Below are 25,060 nucleotides of genomic sequence, written 5' to 3'. Positions count from 1 at the left end.
GCAGCCGCCGCGGAACCGCATCCGACCCGACCGACCGAACCGCAACACCTGGAGCATGATGAACACCCTCTCCGTCTCGTCCTACAGCGTCCGTGAGCAGCTGGGCCCCGTGTCCTTCGCGTTCACCGACCCCGAGGGCGTGTCCCGCACCTTCACCTTCGACAACCCGAAGCTGCTCGAACTCTCCGAATTCCCGCAGCGGGCACGCGACGCGTTCGGCGTCGACGCCATCGAGACGGTCGGCTTCCAGTTCGCCGGGCTCGACGACCCCGAGCTCGACCGGTTCGCCGAGGCCTTGACCGCATCGGGCGTGCGGCTGGTGAACGTCGCGCTCGACACCGGCGACCTGCTGGAACCCGACGACGATGCCCGCACGGCCGACATCGTCGAGTTGGAGCGGTGGATCGACCGCTTCGCCGCGATGGGGGCGCAGTTCGTGCGGGTCAACCCCGGTTCGCCGTTCAGCCCGCACCACGGCGAGGAGCCGCCGAGCCACCTCGTGGCCGCGCTCGTGCGGCTCGGAGAGCACGCCGCCTCGCGCGGCTCCCGGCTGCTCGTCGAGAACCACGGCGGGCCGAGCAGCGATCCGGTGTGGATGAACGCGCTGCTTGCCGCCGTCGGTCGCGAGTCGTGCGGTCTGCTGCTCGACCTCGGCAACTTCGACGTGCTCATGCAGCCCGCCATGGCGCTGCTCTTCGGAACGCCCGACGGCGAGGCCGTCGACCCGGCGCTGCTCTTCGCGAGCGTCGACCTCGAGCCGCTCTACGACGGCATCGAGGCGCTCGCGGCGCGGGCCGAACTGGTGCACGTCAAGGCGCATCACGTCGCCGACGACGGCACGGTGGGCGCCGTCGACCTCGGCCGTGCGATCGGCATCCTCGAGCGTCACGGCTACGACGGCCCGCTCACGGTCGAATACGAGGGCAGCGGCGGTGACCCATGGCAGAAGACGGCGAGGGTGCTCGAAGTGACCGCCGACGCGGTGAGCGTCGAGGCGTCGGAGGCCGGCCGATGAGCGGCACGGAGCAGGTCGACGTCCTCGTCATCGGCAGCGGCCCGGCGGGATCGACGTACGCCCGCACCATCGGCGAGGCGGTGCCCGACGCCCGCATCCTCATGGTCGAGGTCGGCCCCGCGGTGCCCGGCGCGCGCGGGGACCACACCCAGAACATGACGGACGAGGACCGCGCCGCCGTCCAGCTGCTGACCCAGGGACCGGACGCCGGGCGGGAGCGGCTCGCCGCCCTCGCCGACATCGCGGAGGGCATCGACCCGAGCCTCGAGTTCCGGCAGACGATCCTGCCCGGGCTGTTCTTCGTCGACCCCTTCCCGCGCCTCGGCGAGGGCGAGGTGGGGCTTCCCGCCGCGAGCATGGCGAGCGGTGTCGGCGGCATGGGCATCCACTGGGGCACCTCGTGCCCGCGGCCGCACCAGTCGGAGCGCATCCCGTTCATCGCCGCCGAGGAGATGGAGGAGGCGTACCGATTCGCCGAGACGACTCTCGGCGTCACCGTCATCGACGGCCCCGGTGAGGCGCTGCCCGGCGCGATCCGCGCCGCCATGGCCGACGAGTTCGACGGCCCAGGGCTCACCCCGGTCGGCTTCATGCCGAGCGCGACGCACTGGGAGGGCGACGACCTCCGCTTCTCGGGCACAGGCACGATCCTCGGGCAGCTCGAGGACACGGTCCCTGGATTCGAGTTGCGCTCCGAGACGCTCGCCCGTCGGGTGATCGTCGAGGACGGCGTCGCGGTGGGGGCCGAACTGGAGGACCGCCGCGACGGCCGCCGCTACGAGGTGCGCGCCCGCCACGTCGTCGTGTGCGCCGACGGCCTCCGCACCCCGCAGGTGCTCTTCGCCTCGGGCGTGCGTCCCCGCGCACTCGGTCATCATCTGAACGAGCACTTCCAGATGGCGTCGTTCGTCTACCTGAACGACGACTTCGACCCGGCACGCTTCGACACGGACCCGAAGAACCTCGGCTACGTGCTCATCCCCTTCTCGGACGCCCGTCCCATGCAGGGCGGGGTCATGGCGCTCGCGAACTCGGCGTACAAGCTCGGCATCGGCGACGACCCGAACACCGCGCGTCTCGGAGTGCTCGCCTGGTATGGCGCGAAGGACGTCCAGTTCGCCGACGCCGTCGAGTTCAGCGACGACGAGACCGACTTCTACGGGATGCCGCAGATGTCGATCCGCTACTCGCGCACCGAGAAGGATCTCGCGACGATCGAGCAGATGCGCGAGAACTCGCATCGCAGCGCGGCGCGGATCGGCACCCTCACCGAGGAGCCGGCGCTCGCCGCCGGCGGCTCGTCGCTGCACTACCAGGGCACCGTGCGGATGGGCGAGACCGACGACGGCGACTCCGTCTGTGACCAGTACCTGCGGGTCTGGGGTGTCGAGAACCTCTACGTGGGCGGCAACGGGGTCATCCCCACGGCGACCGCGGCGAATCCGACGCTGACGACCGTGGCGCTGGCGTGGCGTGCGGCGACCCGTCTCGCTGCGTCGCTGCAGGCCGAAGAAGTGGAGGCCGGAGAGGTCGGCGCCGACGAGGCGAAGGCGGAGGCCGTCTCCGCCTGAGCGGACGCGTCAGGCCGGGTCGCCCGCCCAGCGCAGCACACGCAGTGCGCGCAGGGTGTTCCAGCGGCTCGGCCTGCCGTCGCCCTCGCCGAAGTCGAGCTGGGTCTCGCCCTCGTGCGGATTCTCGAGCACCCACATGCCGTCGGCTCCGCGCTTGTCCCGAACGAGTCGGAGCGCGTCGGCGAAGCGCGGATCGGCGGCGTCGGCTCCGACGGCGCGGAAGTGGTCGAGCCCGCGCAGCACGTCGTAGAACCAGCGCACCGGGAACGAGAAGTCGAGCCACGAGGCGTCGATGATCTCGTCGGTGCCGGAGCGGTACATGAGGCGTCGATCGAGGAGGTACTGCTCCGCCGCGAGACGCGCCTCGCGCGCCACCGAGTCGCCGCCGGTGGCGATCTCGTAGCCGTGCAACGCCTCGACGACGGCGATGGTCGTGTGGAACGACGAGCGGGTCGACCCCTTCGAGGCCTCGCAGTTCCAGCCGCCATCGGCGAGTCGCTCGCCGAGCAGCCGGTCGACGACGCCGGACACGTCGACGCCGAAGTAGCTGCCGACGTCGACGGTCAGCGCGTTGACGCACGGCTCGGTCTCACCCTCGAAGAACCGCTGACCCGCGTCCTCCCACCGCACCCGCTCATCGACCAGGCGGATCGCCTCCACCACCCTCTCGTCGTGCGGATCGACGCCGAGCTGTCGGAGCAGCAGCAGCGTCGGTCCCGTCGCGGTCCAGGGCTGCCCGTCGTGATCGTCCCAGTACTCCTCGGTCAACCAGTCCGGGTAGTAGGCGCCGCGGTCCCACATCCCGTCGCCGCCCTGCAGGTCGAGCAGCGCACCACCCCATCCCTCGTGGGCGATGCGCAACCGCTCCCGCGCGACCTCCTCCTCGGAGGCGTCGGTCAGGTCGCGAAGGACCTGCCAGCGGATCGCCGGATCCGACTCGAGCAGCCATCGGGTGACATCCATGGGCGTGGAGGGTAGCCGCCGAACCCGCAGACAGCCAGACTGCAGCCACTACTGGGGCCGCTGACGAATGCCGCCCCTGCAGCGATGCGGGGTACGGTTGCGGGATGTCCTCCGACGCTTCACCCGAGACCGAACAGCCCGAACCGACGGAGCCGACTCAGAACTTCTCCGACCTCGGCCTGTCCGACCCCGTCCTCAAAGCACTGAAGGACGTCGGTTACGAGACCCCGTCGGCCATCCAGGCGGCGACCATCCCGCTGCTGCTCGAAGGCCGCGACGTCATCGGCATGGCGCAGACCGGCACCGGCAAGACCGCGGCGTTCGCGCTGCCCATCCTGTCGCGTCTCGACGTGTCGCAGAGCACCCCGCAGGCGCTGGTGCTCGCCCCCACCCGCGAGCTGGCGCTGCAGGTCTGCGAGGCGTTCGAGAGTTACGCCGGTCACCTCCGCGGCGTCCACGTCCTCCCCGTCTACGGCGGGCAGGGCTACGGTACCCAGCTGTCCGCGCTGCGCCGCGGCGTGCACGTCGTCGTCGGCACCCCCGGGCGCATCATGGACCACCTCGACAAGGGCACCCTCGACCTGTCCGAGCTGAAGTACCTCGTGCTCGACGAGGCCGACGAGATGCTCAAGATGGGCTTCGCGGAGGATGTCGAGACGATCCTCGCCGACACCCCCGACGACAAGCAGGTCGCCCTGTTCTCCGCGACCATGCCCGCGCAGATTCGCCGCATCTCGAACCAGTACCTGCGCGATCCCGAAGAGATCAGCGTCAAGAACAAGACGACGACGTCGGCGAACATCACCCAGCGCTACCTGGTCGTCTCGTACGCGCAGAAGGTCGACGCCCTCACCCGCATCCTCGAGGTCGAGAACTTCGAGGGCATGATCGTCTTCGTCCGCACCAAGAACGAGACCGAGACCCTCGCCGAGAAGCTGCGCGCCCGCGGATACACGGCGGCCGCGATCAGCGGCGACGTCGCGCAGGCTCAGCGCGAGAAGACGGTCAATCAGCTGAAGTCGGGCAAGCTCGACATCCTCGTCGCCACCGACGTCGCCGCGCGCGGACTCGACGTCGACCGCATCAGCCACGTCGTGAACTTCGACCTGCCGATCGACACCGAGTCGTACGTGCACCGCATCGGCCGCACCGGTCGTGCCGGCCGCACCGGTGACGCGATCAGCTTCGTCACTCCCCGTGAGCGGCGGATGCTGTCGTCGATCGAGCGCGCCACCCGTCAGCCGCTGACCCAGATGCAGCTGCCCACCGCCGAGGACGTCAACGCGACGCGGCTGACCCGCTTCGATGACTCGATCACGGCGGCGCTCGAGCAGACGACCCGCATCGCCCGGTTCCGGGACATCATCGCCCACTACGTCGAGCACCACGACGTGCCCGAGGCCGATGTCGCGGCGGCGCTCGCGGTGGTCGCGCAGGGCGAGGAGCCTCTCCTGCTCGACCCGAACGCCGACCGCGCACCACAGCGCTTCGACCGCGACGACCGTCAGCGCGGCGGCGACCGCGATGGCGGCGACCGCGACGGCGGCGGGGAACGCGCCGAGCGTCGACGCCGCCCGGCCGGGTCGCCGCTGGTGAAGTACCGTCTCGCCGTCGGCCGCCGTCACAAGGTGGAGCCGCGGCAGATCGTCGGCGCTCTCGCGAACGAGGGCGGCCTGCGCCGTGAGGACTTCGGGCAGATCGACATCCGGCCGGACTTCTCGCTGGTGGAGCTGCCGGCGGATCTGCCGAACGAGACCCTCGACCGCCTGTCGGGCACCCGGATCAGCGGCAAGCTGATCGAGATGCGCCTCGACCGCGGCGCCCCCGGCGGCCGCCGCGACCGACAGGACCGCGACGAGCGCCCACCCCGCAAACCCCGCCACCGCTGAGCCGGGGCGCTGCGCTCTCGATACGCTCGTTCCTCGCTACTCGAGCCGTCTCGATACGGCGCTGGCGCGCCTACTCGACGACCGGGTTCGGAGCTTGTCCTTCGTATCGCTGCGCTCAACGGGCGAGCCTGACCCGGTCGTCGAGTAGCGACGAAGGAGCGTATCGAGACGGGTCGAGTAAGCGAAGCGCACCGAGACCGCAGCGCTACGCTCTCGATGCGCTCGTTCCTCGCTTACTCGAGCCGTCTCGGTGTGCTCCGCTTACTCGACGACCGGGATGGCACTCGTGCCTTCCGTATCGCTTCGCTCAACGGGCGGGCCTTATCCCGGTCGTCGAGTAGCGACGAAGGAGCGTATCGATTCCCCCGCGCAAGCGTCCGCGCTGGGCCCAGGGTCGAGTAAGCGAAGCTTCGTCGCTTACTCGAGTCGTCTCGATACGGCGCTGGCGCGCCTACTCGACGACCGGGTTCGCGACGGGTGCCCTCCGTATCGCTGCGCTCAACGGGCGGGCCCCAACCGGTCGTCGAGTAGCGACGAAGGAGCGTATCGAGTCCCCCGCGCAAGCGTGCGCGGTGGGCCCGGTCGAGTAAGCGAAGCGCATCGAGACCACCGCGCCGAGGTCTGAGGCTGGGCTCTCGATACGGCGCTTGAGCGCCTACTCGACGACCGAAGCGCACCGAGACCGCAGCCCGTGGGCTCGTTGAGGAAACGGGGGCGCGGCGAGCATGATGAGCGGATGATCGTCGTCGCCCTCGTCCTCGCCGGCATCGCCGCGCTGATCCACGTCTACATCTTCGTGCTGGAGTCGGTCACCTGGACGAGCGCGCGGACGCGCCGCACCTTCGGGACCACTCCGGACCAGGCTGAGGCGACTCGCGCGCTGGCCTTCAACCAGGGCTTCTACAACCTGTTCCTCGCGATCGTGACCGCGATCGGAGTCGTCGTGGTCGCGGCGGGGTCCGAGGCCGTCGGCGCGGCCCTGGTCTTCGCCGGGACGCTGTCGATGGCGGCTGCGGGACTCGTGCTGGCGATCTCGGATCGGTCGAAGCTCCGCGCCGCTTTGGTGCAGGCGACCGCTCCGACGATCGCGGCGGTGCTGCTGGCAGTCGGTCTCTACGCGTTCGGGTAGAGCCCGGCGAGGATCGCGACGACGCCGAAGACCACCAGGATCGCTCCCCCGATGACCATCACGGCGGGCGAGAGCATGAAGGGCTTCTTCCACGGGTCGTCCCGTCGGCGCAGCGCGACGGCCGAGATCGGCTTGCGGGCGACGATGAAGACGATTCCGGCGGCGATGGCGATGCCACCGAGGACGAAGTAGATGATCGATGACTCCACGGCGCCATCGTGGCGGACTCCATTCGGCCGTCGACGCCGACTCGCCGTAGGGGTGCGCGGGCACGGCAGACTGAGGACATGACCTCGTTCGCGATCGACCCCGCCAGCGCCGTCGCTCCCTCCGAGCAGGTACGGGTCTGGTTCTCGAACCGCATCACCTCCGGTGAGCTCGCCGGTGGGTCGAAACTGCCCATGGTGCGCGGTCTCGCCGAGCAGCTGAATCTTGCCGCGGGAACGGTCGCGAAGGCCTACCGCGAGCTGGAGCAGGACGGCTTCATCGAGACGCGGGGCCGCAACGGATCGTTCGTGACACCGCAGGGCGACGTCGCAGAGCGTGAGGCGCAGGCCGCTGCCGTCGCCTACGTCGACCGCGTCAGTCGCCTCGGGGTCTCAGCCGAGGACGCGCGGCGGTTCGTCGCCGCCGCGCTCCGCGATCGCGGCTGAGCGCAGCCGTTCGGGCTCAGCCGAAGCCCGCCGCGTCAGACCGACGCGTCGTCGCGCACGCTCGCCTGCAGCGCCTCGATCAGCGACCGGGCGTCGTACGGTCCGACGTGTCGCACCCCGTTGATGAACAGGGTGGGCACCGCGGTGATCTCCATCGCCTCGGCGTCGAGCATGTCGTCGCGCACCCGGGCCGCCACCTCGGGTGAGGTCAGGTCGGCTTCGAACTTCTCCATGTCGAGCCCGAGCTCACGCGCGCGCCGCAGGATGTCGGAAGGCAACTGGTTCTCCTGGTCCGAGAACAGGGCCCGCTCGAACTCGAAGAACTTGCCCTGGCGAGCGGCGGCCTCCGACGCTTCGGCGCCGGCCAGAGCGTTGGGGTGGAACGCGGTGAGCGGCGCGTGTCGCCAGACGTAGCGCAGCTGATCGCCGAGCTCCTCCTTCACCTGCTGGATCGATCCCGACGCCTTCAGGCAGAAGCCGCACTGGAAGTCGCCGTACTCGACGATCGTGTACGGGGCGTCGTTCGACCCGAACACGTGGTCGCGCTTCGGATCGACCGGCCGGGCCAGGGTGCGCGCCGCCTCCTGCGAGGGGTGCACGCGGTCGGAGACGCGGAAGATGATGGTCGCGAGCACGAACGCGAGCACCGACGCGGCGAGCACGCCGACGCGCGCCTCGTTCTGCGCGGCGGGGTCGTCGATCGCGATGTCGATGATGAACAGCGAGATCGTGAAGCCGATGCCGCAGAGCGCCGCCCCGCCGGCGACCCGGTCGAGGGTGAGTCCCGCCCCGAGCTCTCCCATCCGGAAGAACTTCATCAGTGCGGTCGGCGCGAGCACACCGACGAACTTGCCGACGACGAGCCCGACGATGATGCCCCACGTCACGGGCGATTGGATCGACGCGGCGAGGATCTCGGGGCTGATCTGCACGCCGGCGTTCGCGAGGGCGAAGAGCGGCAGCACGACGTAGGCGACATACGGCGCGTAGGCGGTCTGCAGTCGTTCGTTGATCGAGATCGACTCGCGCAGGCTGTTGGCGGCGGCGCGCGCGTACTCGGTGTTCGGCGACTGGCGGAAGGTGCGAGCGAGATCGAGCGCGTGCTCGACGTCACGGCGGTTCGGTCGGTAGACGGGCACCAGCAGGGCGATCGCGACACCGGCGAGCGTCGGGTGCACGCCCGAGGCGAGGAAGGCGAGCCACACGATCACGGCGAGAGTGCCGTAGACCGGGCCGCGACCGCCACGGAGGTAGCGGGTGAAGTAGACGCCGACGAGTCCGATCGCTGCGACGATGAGCGGCATCGGGTTGAAGTTCTCGGTGTAGACGAGGGCGATGATGCTGAGCGCCCCGATGTCGTCGACGACGGCGAGGGCGAGCAGGAAGACCCGCAGCCGGCCGGGGATGCGCGGGCCGACGAGCGCGAGCGCGCCGACGACGAACGCCGTGTCGGTCGAGATGACCACTCCCCAGGCGTGCTCGTTGCCGGATCCCATGGCGATGAGGAAGTAGAGCACCGCGGGCACGGCGAGGCCCGCGATCGCGGCGACCACGGGCACGACCGCGCGGGACCAGCTGGTCAATTCGCCGATCGCGAACTCGCGGCGCACCTCGAGTCCGACGGTGAAGAAGAACAGCGCCATCAGGGCGTCGTTGACCAGCGCGTGCAGGGTGAAGTCGAGTTGCAGGTCGGCGAAGCCGAAGGTGAGATGCGTATCCCAGAACGACTGGTAGGTCTCGTGCGAGAGGTTCGCCCAGAGGATCGCGACCAGGGTGGCGATGAGCAGCAGAGCCGCCCCGATGCGCGCCTGCCCCATCGCTCGGATCTTGTCGGCCACCGACCGGTGCTGACGGTTGCGTGCCTGCTGCTGCTCGGGGTCGGGTGAGGTCCTGATGATGGTCAACTGGGTCATGCGTCGCCTCCCGCTCGTCCGAGCCGTCGATGAATCCATCGCTGACGCTCGGGCTGCGTACAGGGTCGCACGATATCGGCACCCTGTGCACGGTTGTGACGGGTACTGTCGCTCCCCCTCTTTTCATCGGCCGGTCTCGCGGCTCTGGTTTCTTCCGGCGGGCGGTCGTACTCTCTGGCGAGTGACCCGCACCGATCGCGCCGCTCGACAGTTTTCCGCTGATCCCGATCGGGTGTTCGCCGCGTTGATCGACCCGGAGGCGCTTCTCGCGTGGCTGCCGCCGACCGGGATGTCGGGGAGGTTCGAGCACATCGACATGCGGGCCGGTGGCTCCTACCGCATGGTGCTCACCTATGAGGAGACGCCCGAGGGCGGCGGCAAGACGACCGAGGACGACGACGTCGTCGACGTCCGCATCATCGAACTCGTTCCCGGTCAGCGGATCGTGCAGGCGGCCGACTTCGTCTCCGACGACCCCGCGTTCGCCGGCACCATGCGGATGACGTGGACCCTCTCCCCCGCGCCCGACGGCACACTCGTCGAGCTGCGCGCCGACGACGTGCCGACCGGGATCTCTGCCGACGACCACGCGGCGGGGCTCGCCTCGTCGCTCGACAACCTCGCCGTGTTCCTCGGCGAAGAACGCGAAGAAGGAGAAGCATCGTGAGTCTCGCCCGAATTCTGCGCAGCGCCGCCGCCGGAGTTTTCGCCGTCAACGCCATTCCCCACGGGGTCAAGGGCGTTCAGGGACAGCGGTTCCCTACGCCGTTCGCCGACCCGCCCGGGGTCGGACTGTCGTCGCCGACCGAGAACGTCCTCTGGAGCGCGGCGAACGCCGGCACCGCTGCGCTTCTGCGTCCTCGCGGTGCCGGCACCCGCGGCGAGCGAATCGCCTTCGCGGTGGGAGCGGGCGCGATGGCGGTGTTCCTGTCGATCACCTTCGCGGATGCCACGTCGAAGCGCTGAAGATGAGAGTCAGTAGCCGCCGATCTGACTGAGCGGCGACAGGACCAGTTCGTCGATCCGCACGTGGGGCGGCGAGTCCAGCACGAACAGAATCGACCGCGCCACGTCGGCGGGGGTGAGCAGCGTGGCGCGCTCCTCGTCGCTCGGCATGGTCGGTCGCGCCCGGAGGAAATCGCTGTCGATCGAGCCGGGGCAGAGATGGCAGGCCCGCACCCCGGACGCCGCCTCCTGCGCGTTGAGGTCGCGGGCGATCGTCGACAGCGCCGTCTTCGACGCGCTGTAGGCGACACCGGCGCCGGGTGACGGAGTCCACGCCGCCTGGGAGGAGACGAGCACGACGTGGGCGCTGCCGCTCGCGCGCAGCTGCGGCAGCGCGGCGGTGATCAGTCGGGCCGGTGCGAGCAGGTTGATGGTCACGACGTCGTCGAACTCGTCGGAGTCCTGGTCGTCGAACCGACGCCGCTTCGTGTTGGCCCCGGCCGCGATCACGAGGGCGTCGAGCCTGTCGATCGAGCCGACCGCCTGAGCGACGGCGCCGTGATCGCGGACGTCGAGCGGAAGGATCCGCGCCGATGCGGCGGCCTCTCCGAGGAGCGAGCGGGTCTGTTCGAGCGCGTCGACGCGGCGCCCGGACAGCACCAGCGACCATCCCGCCGCAGCAGCGGCGACGGCGGTCGCGCGCCCCACGCCGGATCCTGCGCCCACCACCCAGAGCACCCGCCCCTCGGCGGCATCGGATGGGACGGCGTCGTCTCGCGGGGAGCGGTCGTTGCTCATAGATTGATACTACGTATCGCCCGAGTCGAGGAGGACTCCCCCGAATGCTGATCGATCTGCGCTCCCGCATCGTCGTCGTGAGCGGAGCCGGCCGAGGAATCGGCCGCGCGCTCGCCGAGCGTTTCCGCGACGAGGGGGCGACGGTCGTCGCGCTCGACCTCGCCTTCCCCGACACCCCGAGCGACGGTATCGACTCCCTCGTCTGCGATGTCACCGACGAGGGCTCGGTGACAGGCGCGATCGACGAGGTGATACGCCGTCATGGCCGGGTGGATGTGCTCGTCAACAACGCGGGCATCGATGTCGGAGGTCCGGTCGACACCCTCGACCTCGCCCGCTGGCGGGCGTGTTTCGAGGTCAACGTGACGGGCGTCTTCCTGCTCGCGAAGGCGGTCATCCCGCACATGAAGGCGGCCCGCTCGGGCCGCATCATCAATGCGTCGTCGTTCGCCGCGATCATCCCGAGCGTCGGCTCGGCGGCCTACGGGGCCTCGAAGGCGGCGGTCGTGCAACTCACCCGGGTGCTCGCCAGTGAGCTCGGCCCGTGGAACATCACCGTCAATGCGTATGCGCCCGGCATGATTCCGACCGCGATGAACGGCTTCGCATCGATGCCCGAGGACAAGCAGGAGCGGCTCCTCGACACGCTCAGCCTGCGCCGATGGGAGAGCCCCGAGGATGTCGCCGACCTGCTCTGCTTCCTCGCCAGCGACGCCGCCGGATACATCACGGGCACGCTGGTCGACGTGAGCGGCGGAAAGTTCGCGACGCAGATGCCGCAACGCGCCTACGAGGAGCTCACCTGACGGTCCCGGCGCTCACGACCAGGAGCGCGCCGACCGGTCGGCCCAGTACCGAATCGGCTCGACCCGGAGTGCATCGAGTTCTGCGTCGACGGCCACCGGCACGGCTTCGGCGTTCTCAGCGACCTGCTCGGCGGTGACGGCGCCGGTCAGCGCGATGTCGGCCCACTCCTGAGCGAGCACTGCTCCGAGCGCGAGCGCCTCGGGCGTGCTGCCGCGCTCCTCGGCGATGCGGCGCAGCGCGGGGGTGTCGCCGCGAGCGGTCAGTCGCCCGTTCGCGAAGCTCTCTTTGACGACCACGAGCCAGCCCGAGTCGTGCGCCGCCTGAAGCGCGGGCGCCGCGGAGCGCTCGAGCAGGTTCCAGGTCGCCTGCACCGCCGAGAACGGGGAGTCGGGAGTTGCGAGAGCGGCCTCGAGCACGTCGCCCTGACGGGGTCCGCTCGTGGAGATTCCGATCCGCACCCCCTCGGCGGCGAGCGCCGCGAGTCGATCGAGCAGCGTTGAATCGGTGAGCACGGGACTCTCGGGCGTCACGGAGTGAACGAGGTACACGTCCGGCGCACGCCCCAGCTCACGGAGGGTCTCGGGCCATTGGCGCTCGAATGCGCTGAGCGAGTGGTCCTTCACTTCGTGGACGGGAGCGTCCATCCGCCAGTCGCCGGTATATCGGTAGCCCCACTTGCTGCCGATGATGACGCCGTCGAGCGGGCCACGGGTTCGCAGCCAGGTGCCGAGGAATCGTTCGGCGATGCCGTACGAGCGAGCCGCGTCAAAGTATCGGATGCCGCTCGCCCACGCGCGATCGAGGACCTCGAGAGTGCGGCGCTCCAGGGCCTGCTCGTCACGGGTGTCGCCGAGGTCGTCGCCGCGTCCGGTCGCGATGTAGGCGGGCCGTCCGAGAGCGGCGAGGCCCAGTCCGAGTCGCGCGGTCATCGTCGCTCCCATCCGTCAGCCCTCGTCCGTCAACGGGATCGGGCGGGGTGCGACGAGCGTATCCGTCCGCCTCGGACCTCGGGTCTCGGCGATAGGCTCGACGGATGATGCCAGCGGAGTCGCACCGGCAGCACGCGGAGCGGCTCGCAGACCGTTTCCCGGAGCTTCCCGTTCAACGAATCATGACGATGATGGCCGAGGAGCACGACATGCTCATGGGCTTCGACCCCGACGGCGTCATCACCCCTCTGGTCGCGGAGGCGACTCTCGAGCGGGTGGAGATGGAACTGGCGCGACGGCAGAGCGAGGCGGCACGGTGAGCGATGTGACCGAGCAGCCGTCGTCGGGGTATTGGTACGCCGACGGACGCAGCGCGCCGGCGAGCGTCGACGTGCTCAACCTCTTGCGCCGGTACCGCGAGTCCGAGCGACGGATGCGCGCACGCACCCGGGGATCCATGGGCATGGGCGAGACCGATCTCCTCGCCCTCCGCTACCTGCTCGAAGCGCAGCGGCGCGGCATCTCGCTGACGCAGCGCGACCTCGTCGCTCGCCTACAGATCTCGTCGGCGTCGGTGTCGGTGCTGATCGACCGGCTGGTGCGCGACGACCATGTGCGACGCGAACCGCATCCCACCGACAAGCGCTCCGTCTACATCGTGCCGACGACGGGCACCGATCACGAGGTGCGGCAGACGCTCGGCCGGATGCACCAGGAGATGGTGTCGGTGGTCGACGGGCTCAGCCCCGACGAGCTGGCCGTGGTAGGGCGCTTCTTGCAGGGCATGATCGGCGCCGTCGAGACGGGCGCCGCCGCCCTCGACGCGAAGATCGAGAGCGACGGCGCAACCGTCTGACTGCTGCGAGGGGCTACATCTCCTCGTGCGTGTTGGGGTCGCCGTCGAACAGGCGACCGTCGGGGCGGCCGAGCGCGGTGATCGCAGCCACCTCGTCATCGGTCAGCGTCAGGCCGGCGATGTCGAAGTTCTCGCGCTGACGGGCAGGGTCGCCCGACTTCGGAATCGGCACCGAACCGATCTGCTGATGCCAGCGCAGCACCACCTGGGCGGGCGTCACGTCGTGCGCGGCGGCGGCGGTGGTGACCGGCTCGGCCTCCTTCACGGGCGCCCGCTTGCCCAGCGGGCTCCACGCCTCGGTGACGATGCCGTGCTCGGCGTGGAAGGCGCGCAGCTCGACCTGCGGGAAGAACGGGTGCAGCTCGACCTGGTTGACCGCGGGCAGCACACCCGTCGCGTCGCCGATGCGGGTGAGGAACTCGGGAGTGAAGTTGGAGACGCCGATCGAGCGGGCCCGGCCCGACTCCTTGAGCTGCACCATGGCGCGCCACGTGTCGACGAACTTGTCCACGCTCGGGTTGGGCCAGTGGATGAGGTAGAGGTCGATGGTGTCGAGTCCGAGCGCCTCGATCGACCGGTCGAACGAGGCGAGCGTCTCGTCGTAGCCGTGGTCGCGCCCCGGCAGCTTCGTCGTCACCACGATGTCCTCGCGCGCGACGTCGCTGCGGGCGATGCCCTGGCCGACGGCATCCTCGTTGCCATAGTTCACCGCGGTGTCGATGAGCCGGTAGCCGATCTCGAGTGCGCTGACGACCGCGTCAGCTCCCTGCTCTCCCCGCAGGGGGTAGGTGCCGAAGCCGATGTCGGGGATCGTCGTGCCGTCGTTCAGTTCTCGCATGCCCCAACGCTATGCCCCCGCGAGCGCGGTGTGTTGCTCCGAGCGCCGGTGTTCAAACAGGCGCGCTCGTAGCACTCCCTCCGGACAAGCGTACCCGGTGGGGCCCAGCGTGCTCGCGGGGGTGAGGGCGGCTCAGTGAGGACGAAGCGACTCGGGCGCCGGGAACGGAAGCTCGAACCGTTCCGGGTTCGCGCCCACTGCGGAGGCCGCGCCGAAGTCGTCGGCGACCACGACGACGCGGTCGGTGCTCACTTCCCCGATGCGTACCGGTCGCGCGCGGCCGTCGGCGAGGTCGAGCGTGTATCGGTCGGCGAGGTAGCCGATTCCGAGTTCGTCGAGCGACTCCTCGGCACTCAGCCAGTCGACCGGCTCGGTGATGCGGGCACGGTCGAGCAGGTCGATGGTGGTGAAGCCGTCCCCGTCGGGCACGATCCAGCCGACGAGTTCGCCGTCGGAGCGCCGGTGCTCGATCCACGATGTCGGGGCCATCCCGACACCGTATCGAGACCCGCGCGTCGAGCGCTCACCCGGCTCGATCGGCGTCGGTCACCGGCTGCCGCAGAACGGTCTTGAGGGCGGCGGCCGGGACCTTGCGCGGGTCGCTCAGGTACACCTCGTGGTGGCGGCCGTTCCATTCGACTCCGAGCGCCGGCATCACCTCGTTGTGGAGCCGCGCGAGAACGGGAGCCTCGTCGTCGTAGCCGCCGATGTACAGGATCTGCAGCGACCGCCCCTCGTCGAGTCGGAGCGGGGCGACCCGGTCGAGCGGCAGGTCGGGCTTCTTCTTCCGCGCCGACTCGAGACCGTCGCGAACAGCTGATTCGTCGAGCTGGTCGGGCAACGGGATGAGCATCGTCCAGTCCCATTCGCTTTTGCGCCCATCGACGAAACTGCTCGGGTCGCTGCTCGACCACAGACCTTCGAGTGGACCCACGATGAAGTCGACTCCGTCGGCCGCTTTCGACGCGGCCTTCGTCGCGTAGGCGGCGGCATACAGCGCCGCGACCGCGTTCGCGTAGTCGTCGGAGGTGTCCGGGTCGCCGCTACCGTCGATGGCGAGGAACCGCTGCGGCGGCACCACCACCTCGACGAAGTCGTCAGGCTTGGGTCGGTAGAACGCCTTCAGATCCTTCTTGATGTCGATCTTCACCGATCCGTCCCGCCCGTCGCCGTCGTCGGCGTCATGCCGACACAGTAGCGACGCGGCTCCCGGCTGCGACAGGGCGGACGCGACCAGATCGCGCGGCCGAGCGTGGTTAGGGTTTGCAGGTGATTCATCGCCCCATCGCCCTCGTCACCGGAGCCACCCGCGGCATCGGCCGCGCCATCGCCGACGCGCTCGGATCCGACCACCACGTGCTGGTCGGAGGGCGGAACGCCGACGCCGTTGCAGCGGTGGTCGACTCGCTCCCGTCGGCCGAGCCGTATGTCGCCGACCTGACGCTCGATCCGCTGCCCCCGCTTCCACCGCGGCTCGACGTGCTGGTGCACTCCGCCGGCGTCGAAGAGAGCGGGCCGGTCGCCGAGATCGGGCGCGAGGTGTGGGAGCGGGTGTTCGCGGCGAACCTCTTCGCCGTCGCCGAGCTCACCCGTCAGGCGCTGCCGTCCCTGCGGGCGGCGCGCGGGCTGGTCGTCAGCATCAACAGCGGATCGGGGCTCACGTCCAATCCTGGCGGCGCCGTGTATGCGGCGAGCAAGTTCGCGTTGCGCGCGTTCACCGATGCGCTCCGCGAAGAGGAGCGTGCGAACGGCGTGCGGGTGTCGAGCGTGCATCCCGGCCGCGTCGACACGGACATGCAGCGGGCGAAGGTCGCGCTCGAGGGCGACGACTACGACACCGACTTCTACCTCGACGCCGCCGCGGTGGCCGCGGTGGTGCGCACCGTCGTCGACCTGCCGCCGGGCGGCACGGTCGAAGCGGTGTCGGTGCGACCGACCCGGAAGCGCTGACTCCGCGCCCCCGGATCGGTCGCCGCCGTCTAGCCCGGGTCTCGGCGGCTCAGTCTTCGGCGATGGGCATGTCGAACATCTCGGCCCGCTCGACGTCGGGATCGGGTCCACTGCGACGGTCGGTGTCGAGGGCGTCGATCTGCGCCAGCTGCGCGTCGTCGAGTTCGAAGTCGAAGATGTCGAAGTTCTCGGCGATGCGGGCGGGGTTCGTCGACTTCGGGATGGCGGAGCGGCCCTGCTGCAGGTGCCAGCGCAGCATCACCTGCGCGGCCGTCTTGCCGTGAGCACCCGCGATCGCGGCGAGCGCCGGGTCTTCCATCACGTTGCGGCGCTGCTCTCCCCAGCCGGGGTAGAAGGTGATGCCGCCGATCGGTGACCACGCCTGGGTGAGGATGCCGCGCTCGGCGTCTGCGACCTGCGTGGCGCGCTGGGCGGAGTAGGGGTGCAGCTCGATCTGGTTGACCGCCGGCACGACGTCGGTCGCGTCGGCCAGGTTGGCGAGGTGCTCGGGCTTGAAGTTGCTGACGCCGATCGAGCGGACGCGTCCGTCGGCGAGCAGCGTCTCGAGCGCCTTGTACGCCGCCACCGTCTTCTCCCATCGGGAGGGTGCGGGCTGGTGGAGGATCAGCAGGTCGAGCTGGTCGACGCCCAGCTTGCGGGTGGCCTTCTCGAACGCGTGGAGGGTCTCGTCGTAGCCGAAGTCGCTCACCCACACCTTGGTCTCGATGAAGATCTCGGCACGGTCGATGCCCGACGCCCGGATGCCCTCACCGACCTGACGTTCGTTGCGGTACGCGGCCGCGGTGTCGATGTGCCGGTATCCGGTGCGCAGGGCGGCCTCGACGGCGGCGGCCGTCTCGTCGGGGGCCGACTGGTAGACGCCGAGCCCGATGGCCGGGATCTCGACGCCGTTGTTCAGGGTGAAGGTGGGGGTTGCCATGTCTTCGACGCTACGCCCGGGTTCCTGGGGCCGGGAGGCACTGCGAGTACCTGCCCGGGTTGCCGCCCTGGAATAGGACCGACTGAGCTAACGAGGATGATCGGCGCTCCGGGTCCCGGCCGGAGCAGGGGGAACGAGCCGATCACCACCCCGACGGTGAGCAGCATCACGACGGTCGATGCGGCGCAGAAGACGGTGGCGACCCGCATGAAGCGACGAGCGATCCACCTCCGCGCGATGGCGATCATCCCGAGTCCCAGCACTCCCCCGGCGGTGTTGACGATGACATCGGTGAGGTCGGAGCTTCCGGATGCCAGCACGAACTGCAGGACCTCTAGGCCGAGGCTCGCCGCCGCCATGACCGCAAGGTGACGGCGCCACCGCCACGACGGAGCGAGCAGTCCGAGGTAGATGCCGAAGGGGAAGAAGATCGCGAGGTTCTGCAGCACCTCGACGCGTGCGCTCGACCCGTAGCCGTTGCCCGCCACGAACGGCACCAGCTTGACCGCCCGCTCCCCCACGTCACCGATATAGGGCAGGTGCAGCTTCCACAGCACCAGCCAGACCAGGACGGCCAGGTAGATCATGAAGAGGATCGCCAGGATGCGGCGGCGTCTGTCTGCGCCTTGGTCGTTGCGGATCGGGTCGGTCATCGCACCAGCGAAGCCGGTGGAGTGTCGCCGCAGCGTTGGGAGAAATCGATACGTGCGCGATAACCCTTGATAGGCAAGCGCTCACTTGCATATAGTGGCGCCGTGGACGACGACGAGAGCAGCCTGTTCTTCGCTCTCGCCGACCCCACGCGCCGCATCCTGCTCGACGAGCTCGCCGAACGCGACGGGCAGACCCTGTTCGAACTCTGCACCCGTCTCGCGATGGAGCACGGATCGACGTCGAGCAGGCAAGCCGTGTCGCAACACCTCGCCGTGCTCGAACGCGCCGGACTCGTGCTCACCGAGAAGCGCGGCCGCTACAAGCACCACACGTTCGACCCTCAACCGCTCGCGCAGATCGCGCGACGATGGCCCCTCAAGGAGACACCGTGAAGCTCTCAGCGATGACCATCTTCGTCACCGACCAACGCAAGGCGCTCGCCTTCTACACCGACGTGCTCGGCTTCCTGCCGGCCATGGATATCCCGATGGGTGAGCACAGCTGGCTCACCGTCGTCTCCCCCGAGGCGCCGGAGGGAACGCAGATCTCCCTCGAACCGAACGAGCACCCGGCCGTCGTCCCGTTCACGACGGCTCTGGAGGAGGACGGCATCCCGTGGACCTCATTCGCGGTCGACGATGTCCAGGCCGAGTACGACCGCCTCACCGCCCGCGGCGTCCACTTCACCCAGCCGCCGGTCACCAACGGCCCGGTGACGACGGCGGTCTTCGACGACACCGTCGGCAACCTCATCCAGATCGCCGCAATGGCGGGCTGACCGGGACCCTCAGCTCGTTTCGACGGACGCGAACGTCAGGCGGAGTTCCGCGCCGAAGGGCTCAGGCGCCAACACCTGGAGGTATCCCGCGTCGGCGATGGTCAGATCGACCCGGAGTGACGAGTCGAGCGTGAGCAGATGCTGCCAGGCGGTGCCCTCCGGGCGCCCCTCGATGTCCTCGCGCGGATCAGCGCCGACGCCGGCGACGTGCCCGAAGAGTCGCCCGATCGTGTCTGCCGACGATAGGGGATTGAGGAGACCCTCGAGGGACTCGTATCCGACGGCGTCATGCTCGCCCTCGAACACCTCCTCGTCGAGGTGAGCCCACTCGTCAGAGGCCCACCGTGGGAGGTCCCACCCCGGGCGCACCGTGAGGGCCGCCGACGGCACCTCGTCGAGGAACACGACCTCGAGTCGAGTCGGTTCCATCGAGAGCGGCGCCTCCCGCAGCGCGCCCTCGCTTCTAGAGGTCAGCAGTACGCGGTGAGGAATGTCGAACGACGAGGCGGACATCCCGACGAAGAGCGCCAGCAGACCGTCACCGGGCCACGACGCCGGCCGCAGCGGCCGACCAGCCCACTCCGAGGGAATGTCGTCAACGGCGATCTGCAGGACGAACTGCATCGGCCGCCCTTGCTCGTCCGTGGGCCACGGCGTCTCCGCCGCCAGCCATGGCTGCCCACCGAGCCTGCTCCCCTGCGGCTCACCCGCCGAGGCCGGCTCGACACCAAGGTAGGCAGCGGGCCGCGCAATCTCGACAAGCACGTCGCGGTGGGCATCAAGTTCTACGCGGGAGATCGCCGCCTGAAGTTCCAGTTCGGACACCGCCACAGGCTATCCGGGAGGAGGCAGATCCCGGGCGGCGAGAGCTCAGCCCAACGACGAACGTCGCTCCGCGCCGCCAGAGGCCCCTCGCCAGCGGGGACTCCGCCTGAATGAGACCTCGTGTAACGACGAACGGGCCACCTTTCGAGCGACCCGTTCTTCGTTACAGTCGACATCGTCTACCTCTGTTCCAATAAATCGACGACCTCTGTTACGGCTGTCGAGATTCAGTGGATTTCCGCCGCCATCGGCGCTTGACCCCTGATCTTGGACACGCTGATTCCAGCACGTTGCTGGGGAAGCGAGAATCCAAGGGATGGCAAGGAAGAACTACACGGACGAGTTCCGGCAGCGGGCGGTGGACTTGTTCGCGTCCACGCCGGGTGCGACGTTGAAGGGCATCGCGGCGGATCTGGGGATCTCCCGCGGTGCGCTGCGGGAGTGGGTCGAGAAGCACGGCTCGGGGATCACGACCACCGGCACAGCGTCGACGCCCGCGCCGGCGCGGGCGGAGTCACAGGCGGCGAAGGTCCTCCGGCTGGAGGCCGAGAACGCGAGGCTGGAAGCGGAGAAGCTGAAGCTTCAGACGGAGCGGGACATCCTTCGTCAGGCGGCGAAGTATTTCGCCGGGGAGACGAACTGGTGAACCGCTTCCAGTTCGTTGAGGATCACAAGGACGCCTACGGCGTGAAGCGGTTGTGTGAGGTCATTCAGATCGCGAGGTCGTCGTTCTACGCCTGGCTGGCGGTGGCCCCGGGACGGGCCGCGAGGGCCGCCGCAGACGCCGCGCTGGCGGCGCGAATCCGTGTGCTGCAGGACCCCGCGCAGGGTGGCGATCGCGCCTATGGGGCGCCGCGGATCACCGCCGACCTCAACGACGGCGCCGCGGCGGCCGGGCGGGTGAATCACAAGCGGGTCGCCCGGGTGATGCGGGAACACCAGCTCGCGGGGATCCGGCTGCGTCGACGGGTGAGGACCACGATCCCGGACCAGTCCGGACGCCGCTTCCCCGACCTGATCGAGCGGGACTTCTCCATTGGTGAGCCGAACCGCCGATACGTGGGCGATATCACCTACCTCCCGATCGCGGACGGGTCGAACCTGTATCTCGCGACCTGCATCGACCTCGGGTCACGGAAGCTCGCGGGTTGGCAGGTCGCCGACCACATGCGCGTAGGGCTCGTCGAAGACGCCCTGCGCGCTGCGGCCCGTGACCGCGGGACGCTGGCCGGCGCGATCTTCCACAGCGACCACGGCAGCGTCTACGCCTCGAAGGCCTACGCAGCCCTCTGCGAGCAGCTCAACATCGTCCAGTCCATGGGTGCGGTGGGCACGAGCGCCGACAACTCACTCGCGGAGAGCTTCAACGCCACACTCAAGCGGGAGCTCCTCGAAGGCCAGGCGGCGTTCCCGGACCAGGCCACCGCCTACCGGGCCGTGTTCCGATGGGCGAACCGCTACAACACCCGCAGGCGCCACTCCGCGATCGGCCAGATCACCCCGAACAACTACGAGACCGCCTACGCGGAGACCACGTCCGCTACCCTCGCGGAAGCGGCATAACCGAACCGACACCGTGTCCACGATCGAGGGTCAAGGCCCATCGGGGAATCTGAGCGGAAGTTCCAACCACGCGTCAAGCGTGGCTGGAACCGACTGAGCACCGAACAGCAGGCCACTGTCATCGCCCCGGTACGGCAGCGGCTCGACATCGACCGCACTTGCCGAGGAATTCGGCGTTGCGAAGTCCACCATCCTGCGGATCCTGCGCGAAGCTCGAGTGGTCGTCCGCCGTCAGCCGATGACGGCCGAGCAGGTGAGCGACGCCGCACGACTCTACGAGTCCGGGCTGTCGCTGTCGCAGGTCGCCAAGCGACTCGACGTGAACCAGGAGACTATGCGGGTCGCGATCATCGCCGCGGGGGTTACGATTCGACCGCCGACTGGTCGGTAGGCACGGGAAGGTCTGGCCGCCTGACGCGTACTCCGGGAGCCTTCGCCTTCTGCGCCTGATGTTGACAGCGCATTCCGACAGGACAAGCGCTAATGTGATCGCCGCTGTCGCCTCTCTCAGTCCGCCCTGTACCTTCCGCCTCGCACCCGGCTTGCAATGCGGCGAGGCGCTCTCCGACAAAGGAATAGGCGCCCACCGAGCGCAGAACGCCCGCGGCCTTCACAACCCCCACACCTCCACGTCCCACTTCAGCTGCTGGTCCCAGATACCGCTGTGGACTCCGCTCGCTTCCTCGGCCAGCTCACGAGCGACCTCCTGGAAGACGAACTGCGTGATGCCCTGGACAGTCGGTTTGATCTTGCCCCAGTTGTCGGCGGGATTCATAACGTCGAGAAACGGCAGGCCTCCGCCAGAGGTTGGCAGGATGTGAACAACTGCGTTTCGCATGCCGATGATGTCTCCGCGGTCCCAGTGGTTCGCGAGTGTCGTCTGAACCGGCGAGGGAACATACCTTGCAGACTCGCGCAGTAACGCCTGGACCGCAGCACGCGCGGAGCCGGCCTCCGGCCTCAGCGCCTCCGCCAAACCCACGCCTCGCACCAGTGTGGACGTCCCGAGCAGGTCCGGCCAAGGCTCTGCCTCCAGCCTGAGCGCTGCAACGTGCTGCACCAGACCCTCGTACGCCGCCGCGATGTGCCTGTTCTTGATAGGTGTCGCCGGGATCGCAGGCAGGTTCAGATCGATGTTGTTCTGCACCACCATCCCGAGCACCCAGCCGACGATGACCGGGGAGAACTCCTCGCGTACGCCGAACACGCTGGCATCCTGCCCGTCGTCAGTAAGACGGCCAAGGATCTCCGTTCTTAGATCCGCCGAGAAATCATCGGAGCTGCCGCGACCTCGCAGCGCTGTCAGAATCCAACTGGCGAGAAGCGCATGCGAGGCTTCGAGGCGCTCGATCGTATCCGCTGGAGTGCCAGAGCTGAGCATCTCGGCATTGGCTGTCCACTTCCGCCCATAAGCCTCCGCCGCCGAATCAAGCCACTCAAGATCGAGTTCAATCTCTTGCAGTCGAGGCTCGAGGATGACGTGCGCGGCAGTATCAGCAGCAAGACGGCGATACAGGACGCTGTAAACCAGCGGCGAAAGACGACAGCTCAGTTCGGCCACAGGATGCTGTCCAGTTGCACGTCGAGCGGTCGCACGGGGAATATGTCCGCCGTTTGCGCGGCAAGTGCGCCCACAGGAACCGGAAATTGCCGTAGGTCACTGAGCCGCATCTGCGGCACCGTTCCATCGAGCGCGAGGAAGCGCCACCGCGCGAGACCGATCGCGCTGTTGAGGAAGCTCGCGATTGCAGCAGCGAACGCGCGCTCGTTCGGACGGATCCGATAGACCGTATCGCCGACAAGCATCGGATCGACGACGACTCTCGCCAGAGGGCGCTCGCCAATGACCGCGACGAGTACGTCGCCCGGCTCCGCGATGAGCGAGTTCGGCAACACCGGAGCAACCTCATCCCGGCGCCCCGCGAGATACATGCCCGTGGCGAGCGGAAGCACCCCGACGGAGGTGTTCAGCGGTTCGTCTCGCGAACGCGATTGGCGCCCCCGAACGATCTCGCAGAAGTCACCGAGGGGGTCGCCCTCCTGCATGAGTGACGGATTCGCCGATGCCAACGCGAATCGCCATTCCTGGCCACGCAGGTCAGAAACTCGCCACCACGTTGTCGGCCCTTCCTGCTCCTGGCCTCGGAGGCTCTGTTCGATCGCTGCCAACTGGTATGCCACGGATCGTTGCTCAGTGAGGCCCGGAACCGGGATCTTCATGCGCAGTAGCGCCGCAGTGGCGTCCCGCTTCCCAGAGGAATCCGCAGTCACGAGGCGCCGAAACGACCGCCCCGAGCGGCTGTTCAGCAATCCCCATAGCCACTGGGCATCGATCACCGACGGATCCGGCCGAACGGCGAGAAACTGCGCGGATGCGAGCGAACCGGCGAGTGTCTCATTCACGAACAGCACTGGCACATCGTTCGGCGGAACCAGCAGGTCCCCGGGCTGCAAAGCCCGACCGAACCCACCTACCCGGAAAGCGGCCCCAATGTAACCGCGGCGGCGACGACGAAGGACGCCAGTGACCGTATCGATGCTCTGCGGCGTTATGATCGGAAAATCTGGTTCGGCTTCTTCGACAGCCGAGAGTATGTATGCGACCTCGTCGAGCCGACGAAGTGGCTCGTCGACGGGCCACGAGAATGCGTCAATCGCGAGACTTCCGATGTCCCATGTCCGCTTGCTTCGGAGATCTGTCAGCGCCCACGTGCTCATGACCACATCTCGCTGAACCCGTCGAGGTAGTCGACTGCCGCCTTCGTCAGGGGCCCATCCACACCGAGCTGCACCTGCCAGTCGTCATCTGCAGCCTGGCCGACGAACGTTTCGCCGGGGGCGTCACCCTTATTAATCACGAGCAGAACACCAGCGAAGCTTGTGCCCGGTACTGCGCCGCGCGGCGTGCCGATGAGCGCGCCGACCCGGAACTGGTTGGCGAGATACTCGCGGTACGCCTCCCCGCTGGCGCGATTCACAAATGTTCGCGGTAGCAGGATTACCGCGCGCCCGCCCTCTTCGAGATGCCGGAGCGACAGGTCGACTGCTGCCAGGTCCATGTCGGTGGTGACCCGCCCATTGAGCAACTCATAGGGCTCCGGTAGCCGCATACCAAGTGGTGGGGCGGTGACGATTGCGCTCGCCTTCGGCAGATCAACATGGAAGGCGTCCCCTGCGATGATCTCCGTTGGCACGCCCGCCACCTCGCCGATCGCCCGCGCGATCGCGGCCGTTCGCTCCTCCAACTCAACGCCATAGAGCGAGACCTCCGCCGGTCGTTCGCCTCGCTCTATCGCCTCCTTCACGCGATCGGCGACCGCCCACAGGAAAGAGCCGACGCCAGAGAAGGGATCAAGCACCAGCCCTTCAAGCCGAGTTCCGACTAGACGAGCAACCAACGCCGCAATGAACGGGCTGCTGGAATGCTGGGCGAACCCCGACCGCGAGGTCGTGTCGGCGATGGCATTCATTGCCGCGCGCCAGTAAGCCGCGTCGCTCACCGAGAACCCTTCCAGTTCCGGAAGAGCAACTCGAAGCTCCCGCGACGCCACCTTATGGGTGAGGCTCGCCAGCCAGTTCGTTAGAAGCGGCGCGACAACCGTGGGATCGTCAACGTATCCCTGAGATCCAAACGGCGGAGGTGTCGGCCCGATGACGGGCTCGAGGCGTCGGAACGATCGATCTGCCTTGAACCAGTTCGTGCCGATCACTACGTAGTTGTCGACGGTGCCCAGAGTGTTGGCGTATTGGGCGACCTGAGGAAGTACGACTTCAGGCTTGCTGGTGCTTTCGCCGGACTTGATCTCGACTACGACCCAGGGAACGATCTTCCCGTCCTCGTTAGCCGCCCAAGCGACGATATCCGGACGGGAGTTGGTACCGGCAATGCGTAGTTCCGACTCCACCGACTTATAGCCCGCGTCGTGCAGTTGATCCACAGCGTGCTTGGCGATCGCATCGTGCTCGCGCCTGGGACTCGACATCACTCTGCCTCCTTTCTGAATTTGAGCAACCGATGACCGTACCATCGCTCGAGTTTCAGCG

The 25,060-nt window shown here is 68.4% G+C and carries 29 protein-coding genes; 15 read left to right on the top strand and 14 right to left on the bottom strand.

The window, feature by feature from the left end:
* Positions 1-55: 55 nt before the first annotated feature.
* Positions 56-1,015, top strand: a complete 960-nt coding sequence (locus NGH83_RS05565) for a sugar phosphate isomerase/epimerase (RefSeq protein WP_251858068.1) — start codon at positions 56-58, stop codon at positions 1,013-1,015.
* On the top strand, positions 1,012-2,586 hold the full coding sequence (locus NGH83_RS05560; RefSeq protein ID WP_251858067.1) for a GMC oxidoreductase: 1,575 nt from the start codon (positions 1,012-1,014) through the stop codon (positions 2,584-2,586). Before NGH83_RS05565 ends, NGH83_RS05560 begins: the two co-directional genes overlap by 4 nt.
* 9 nt (positions 2,587-2,595) lie before the next feature.
* Here NGH83_RS05560 and NGH83_RS05555 read toward each other — a convergent pair whose 3' ends face one another.
* Complete coding sequence (locus NGH83_RS05555; protein ID WP_251858066.1) at positions 2,596-3,549, bottom strand: hypothetical protein; 954 nt, start codon at positions 3,547-3,549, stop codon at positions 2,596-2,598.
* Positions 3,550-3,653: 104 nt separating this feature from the next.
* Between NGH83_RS05555 and NGH83_RS05550 the strand changes: the two genes are divergently transcribed.
* Together NGH83_RS05550 and NGH83_RS05545 are read left to right on the top strand one after the other, a co-directional pair.
* Positions 3,654-5,438, top strand: coding sequence for a DEAD/DEAH box helicase (locus NGH83_RS05550; protein WP_251858065.1), 1,785 nt, complete (start codon positions 3,654-3,656; stop codon positions 5,436-5,438).
* 736 nt (positions 5,439-6,174) lie between these two features.
* The gene (locus tag NGH83_RS05545; protein WP_251858064.1) at positions 6,175-6,567 is read left to right on the top strand and encodes a DUF1304 domain-containing protein; all 393 of its coding nucleotides are present in this window, start codon (positions 6,175-6,177) and stop codon (positions 6,565-6,567) included.
* On the opposite strand, the gene NGH83_RS05540 is transcribed toward NGH83_RS05545, so the two are convergent.
* Positions 6,552-6,776 (bottom strand): hypothetical protein, encoded by a 225-nt coding sequence (locus NGH83_RS05540; protein ID WP_251858063.1) that lies wholly within the window; start codon positions 6,774-6,776, stop codon positions 6,552-6,554. The genes NGH83_RS05545 and NGH83_RS05540 overlap by 16 nt on opposite strands.
* Before the next feature lie 78 nt (positions 6,777-6,854).
* Here NGH83_RS05540 and NGH83_RS05535 point away from each other — a divergent pair, with 78 nt between their 5' ends.
* Positions 6,855-7,220: a GntR family transcriptional regulator gene (locus NGH83_RS05535; protein ID WP_251858062.1), complete on the top strand. Its 366-nt coding sequence runs from the start codon at positions 6,855-6,857 to the stop codon at positions 7,218-7,220.
* Positions 7,221-7,255: 35 nt separating this feature from the next.
* Here the strand turns inward: NGH83_RS05535 and nhaA are convergent, their stop codons facing one another.
* Positions 7,256-9,133, bottom strand: a complete 1,878-nt coding sequence (gene nhaA / locus NGH83_RS05530; RefSeq protein WP_251858061.1) for a Na+/H+ antiporter NhaA — start codon at positions 9,131-9,133, stop codon at positions 7,256-7,258.
* Between the two features lie 181 nt (positions 9,134-9,314).
* Here nhaA and NGH83_RS05525 point away from each other — a divergent pair, with 181 nt between their 5' ends.
* Positions 9,315-9,800 (top strand): SRPBCC domain-containing protein, encoded by a 486-nt coding sequence (locus NGH83_RS05525; RefSeq protein ID WP_251858060.1) that lies wholly within the window; start codon positions 9,315-9,317, stop codon positions 9,798-9,800.
* Positions 9,797-10,099 carry a hypothetical protein gene (locus tag NGH83_RS05520; protein WP_251858059.1) on the top strand — a complete coding sequence of 101 codons (303 nt, stop codon included), beginning with the start codon at positions 9,797-9,799 and terminating at the stop codon, positions 10,097-10,099. Before NGH83_RS05525 ends, NGH83_RS05520 begins: the two co-directional genes overlap by 4 nt.
* A gap of 9 nt (positions 10,100-10,108) precedes the next feature.
* Here the strand turns inward: NGH83_RS05520 and NGH83_RS05515 are convergent, their stop codons facing one another.
* Positions 10,109-10,876 (bottom strand): SDR family oxidoreductase, encoded by a 768-nt coding sequence (locus tag NGH83_RS05515; RefSeq protein WP_251858058.1) that lies wholly within the window; start codon positions 10,874-10,876, stop codon positions 10,109-10,111.
* Positions 10,877-10,920: 44 nt separating this feature from the next.
* On the opposite strand from NGH83_RS05515, the gene NGH83_RS05510 reads away from it, so the two are divergent.
* A complete protein-coding gene (locus NGH83_RS05510) occupies positions 10,921-11,682 on the top strand; it encodes an SDR family NAD(P)-dependent oxidoreductase (protein WP_251858057.1) in 762 nt (253 codons plus the stop codon).
* 12 nt (positions 11,683-11,694) lie between these two features.
* Here the strand turns inward: NGH83_RS05510 and NGH83_RS05505 are convergent, their stop codons facing one another.
* Positions 11,695-12,612, bottom strand: coding sequence for an aldo/keto reductase (locus tag NGH83_RS05505; RefSeq protein ID WP_251858056.1), 918 nt, complete (start codon positions 12,610-12,612; stop codon positions 11,695-11,697).
* A 104-nt stretch (positions 12,613-12,716) separates the two neighbouring features.
* On the opposite strand from NGH83_RS05505, the gene NGH83_RS05500 reads away from it, so the two are divergent.
* Positions 12,717-12,932: a hypothetical protein gene (locus tag NGH83_RS05500; RefSeq protein ID WP_251858055.1), complete on the top strand. Its 216-nt coding sequence runs from the start codon at positions 12,717-12,719 to the stop codon at positions 12,930-12,932.
* Positions 12,929-13,468 (top strand): MarR family winged helix-turn-helix transcriptional regulator, encoded by a 540-nt coding sequence (locus NGH83_RS05495; protein WP_371872762.1) that lies wholly within the window; start codon positions 12,929-12,931, stop codon positions 13,466-13,468. Before NGH83_RS05500 ends, NGH83_RS05495 begins: the two co-directional genes overlap by 4 nt.
* 13 nt (positions 13,469-13,481) lie before the next feature.
* Here the strand turns inward: NGH83_RS05495 and NGH83_RS05490 are convergent, their stop codons facing one another.
* The 3 genes from NGH83_RS05490 to NGH83_RS05480 all read right to left on the bottom strand — a co-directional run bounded on the left by NGH83_RS05490 (position 13,482) and on the right by NGH83_RS05480 (position 15,456).
* Positions 13,482-14,306: an aldo/keto reductase gene (locus NGH83_RS05490; protein ID WP_251858054.1), complete on the bottom strand. Its 825-nt coding sequence runs from the start codon at positions 14,304-14,306 to the stop codon at positions 13,482-13,484.
* Between the two features lie 132 nt (positions 14,307-14,438).
* A complete protein-coding gene (locus NGH83_RS05485) occupies positions 14,439-14,795 on the bottom strand; it encodes a hypothetical protein (RefSeq protein WP_251858053.1) in 357 nt (118 codons plus the stop codon).
* Between the two features lie 34 nt (positions 14,796-14,829).
* Positions 14,830-15,456, bottom strand: coding sequence for a GyrI-like domain-containing protein (locus NGH83_RS05480; protein ID WP_251858052.1), 627 nt, complete (start codon positions 15,454-15,456; stop codon positions 14,830-14,832).
* Positions 15,457-15,575: 119 nt separating this feature from the next.
* Between NGH83_RS05480 and NGH83_RS05475 the strand changes: the two genes are divergently transcribed.
* Complete coding sequence (locus tag NGH83_RS05475; RefSeq protein ID WP_251858051.1) at positions 15,576-16,256, top strand: SDR family oxidoreductase; 681 nt, start codon at positions 15,576-15,578, stop codon at positions 16,254-16,256.
* A 49-nt stretch (positions 16,257-16,305) separates the two neighbouring features.
* Here the strand turns inward: NGH83_RS05475 and NGH83_RS05470 are convergent, their stop codons facing one another.
* Positions 16,306-17,196 (bottom strand): aldo/keto reductase, encoded by an 891-nt coding sequence (locus NGH83_RS05470; RefSeq protein ID WP_251858050.1) that lies wholly within the window; start codon positions 17,194-17,196, stop codon positions 16,306-16,308.
* Positions 17,172-17,849: a VanZ family protein gene (locus NGH83_RS05465; protein ID WP_251858049.1), complete on the bottom strand. Its 678-nt coding sequence runs from the start codon at positions 17,847-17,849 to the stop codon at positions 17,172-17,174. Before NGH83_RS05465 ends, NGH83_RS05470 begins: the two co-directional genes overlap by 25 nt.
* A 102-nt stretch (positions 17,850-17,951) precedes the next feature.
* Here NGH83_RS05465 and NGH83_RS05460 point away from each other — a divergent pair, with 102 nt between their 5' ends.
* Positions 17,952-18,242: a helix-turn-helix transcriptional regulator gene (locus NGH83_RS05460; RefSeq protein WP_251858048.1), complete on the top strand. Its 291-nt coding sequence runs from the start codon at positions 17,952-17,954 to the stop codon at positions 18,240-18,242.
* Positions 18,239-18,628: a VOC family protein gene (locus tag NGH83_RS05455; RefSeq protein ID WP_251858047.1), complete on the top strand. Its 390-nt coding sequence runs from the start codon at positions 18,239-18,241 to the stop codon at positions 18,626-18,628. The genes NGH83_RS05460 and NGH83_RS05455 overlap by 4 nt, the downstream gene beginning before the upstream one ends.
* A gap of 9 nt (positions 18,629-18,637) precedes the next feature.
* On the opposite strand, the gene NGH83_RS05450 is transcribed toward NGH83_RS05455, so the two are convergent.
* Positions 18,638-19,393: a DUF1963 domain-containing protein gene (locus NGH83_RS05450; protein WP_251858462.1), complete on the bottom strand. Its 756-nt coding sequence runs from the start codon at positions 19,391-19,393 to the stop codon at positions 18,638-18,640.
* 376 nt (positions 19,394-19,769) lie between these two features.
* On the opposite strand from NGH83_RS05450, the gene NGH83_RS05445 reads away from it, so the two are divergent.
* Positions 19,770-21,016, top strand: a protein-coding gene (locus NGH83_RS05445) for an IS3 family transposase (RefSeq protein ID WP_371872761.1) whose coding sequence is annotated in 2 segments (ribosomal slippage) — positions 19,770-20,079 and positions 20,079-21,016 — 1,248 coding nt in all. Because the reading frame shifts where the segments join, the coding sequence is not laid out codon by codon here.
* Between the two features lie 115 nt (positions 21,017-21,131).
* Complete coding sequence (locus tag NGH83_RS15320; RefSeq protein ID WP_371872789.1) at positions 21,132-21,407, top strand: helix-turn-helix domain-containing protein; 276 nt, start codon at positions 21,132-21,134, stop codon at positions 21,405-21,407.
* A 219-nt stretch (positions 21,408-21,626) separates the two neighbouring features.
* Here the strand turns inward: NGH83_RS15320 and NGH83_RS05440 are convergent, their stop codons facing one another.
* The 3 genes from NGH83_RS05440 to NGH83_RS05430 are packed head-to-tail and all read right to left on the bottom strand — an operon-like array spanning position 21,627 to position 24,999.
* Complete coding sequence (locus NGH83_RS05440) at positions 21,627-22,577, bottom strand: hypothetical protein (RefSeq protein WP_251858045.1); 951 nt, start codon at positions 22,575-22,577, stop codon at positions 21,627-21,629.
* A complete protein-coding gene (locus NGH83_RS05435; protein ID WP_251858044.1) occupies positions 22,565-23,734 on the bottom strand; it encodes a hypothetical protein in 1,170 nt (389 codons plus the stop codon). The genes NGH83_RS05440 and NGH83_RS05435 overlap by 13 nt, the downstream gene beginning before the upstream one ends.
* Complete coding sequence (locus tag NGH83_RS05430) at positions 23,731-24,999, bottom strand: N-6 DNA methylase (protein ID WP_251858461.1); 1,269 nt, start codon at positions 24,997-24,999, stop codon at positions 23,731-23,733. Before NGH83_RS05430 ends, NGH83_RS05435 begins: the two co-directional genes overlap by 4 nt.
* Between the last annotated feature and the right edge of the window lie 61 nt (positions 25,000-25,060).

This window comes from Herbiconiux sp. L3-i23, from assembly GCF_023734115.1.
Lineage (GTDB): Bacteria > Actinomycetota > Actinomycetes > Actinomycetales > Microbacteriaceae > Naasia.
Note: the sequence above shows the minus strand (reverse complement) of the source record. Positions and strands in the feature narration are given on the sequence as shown.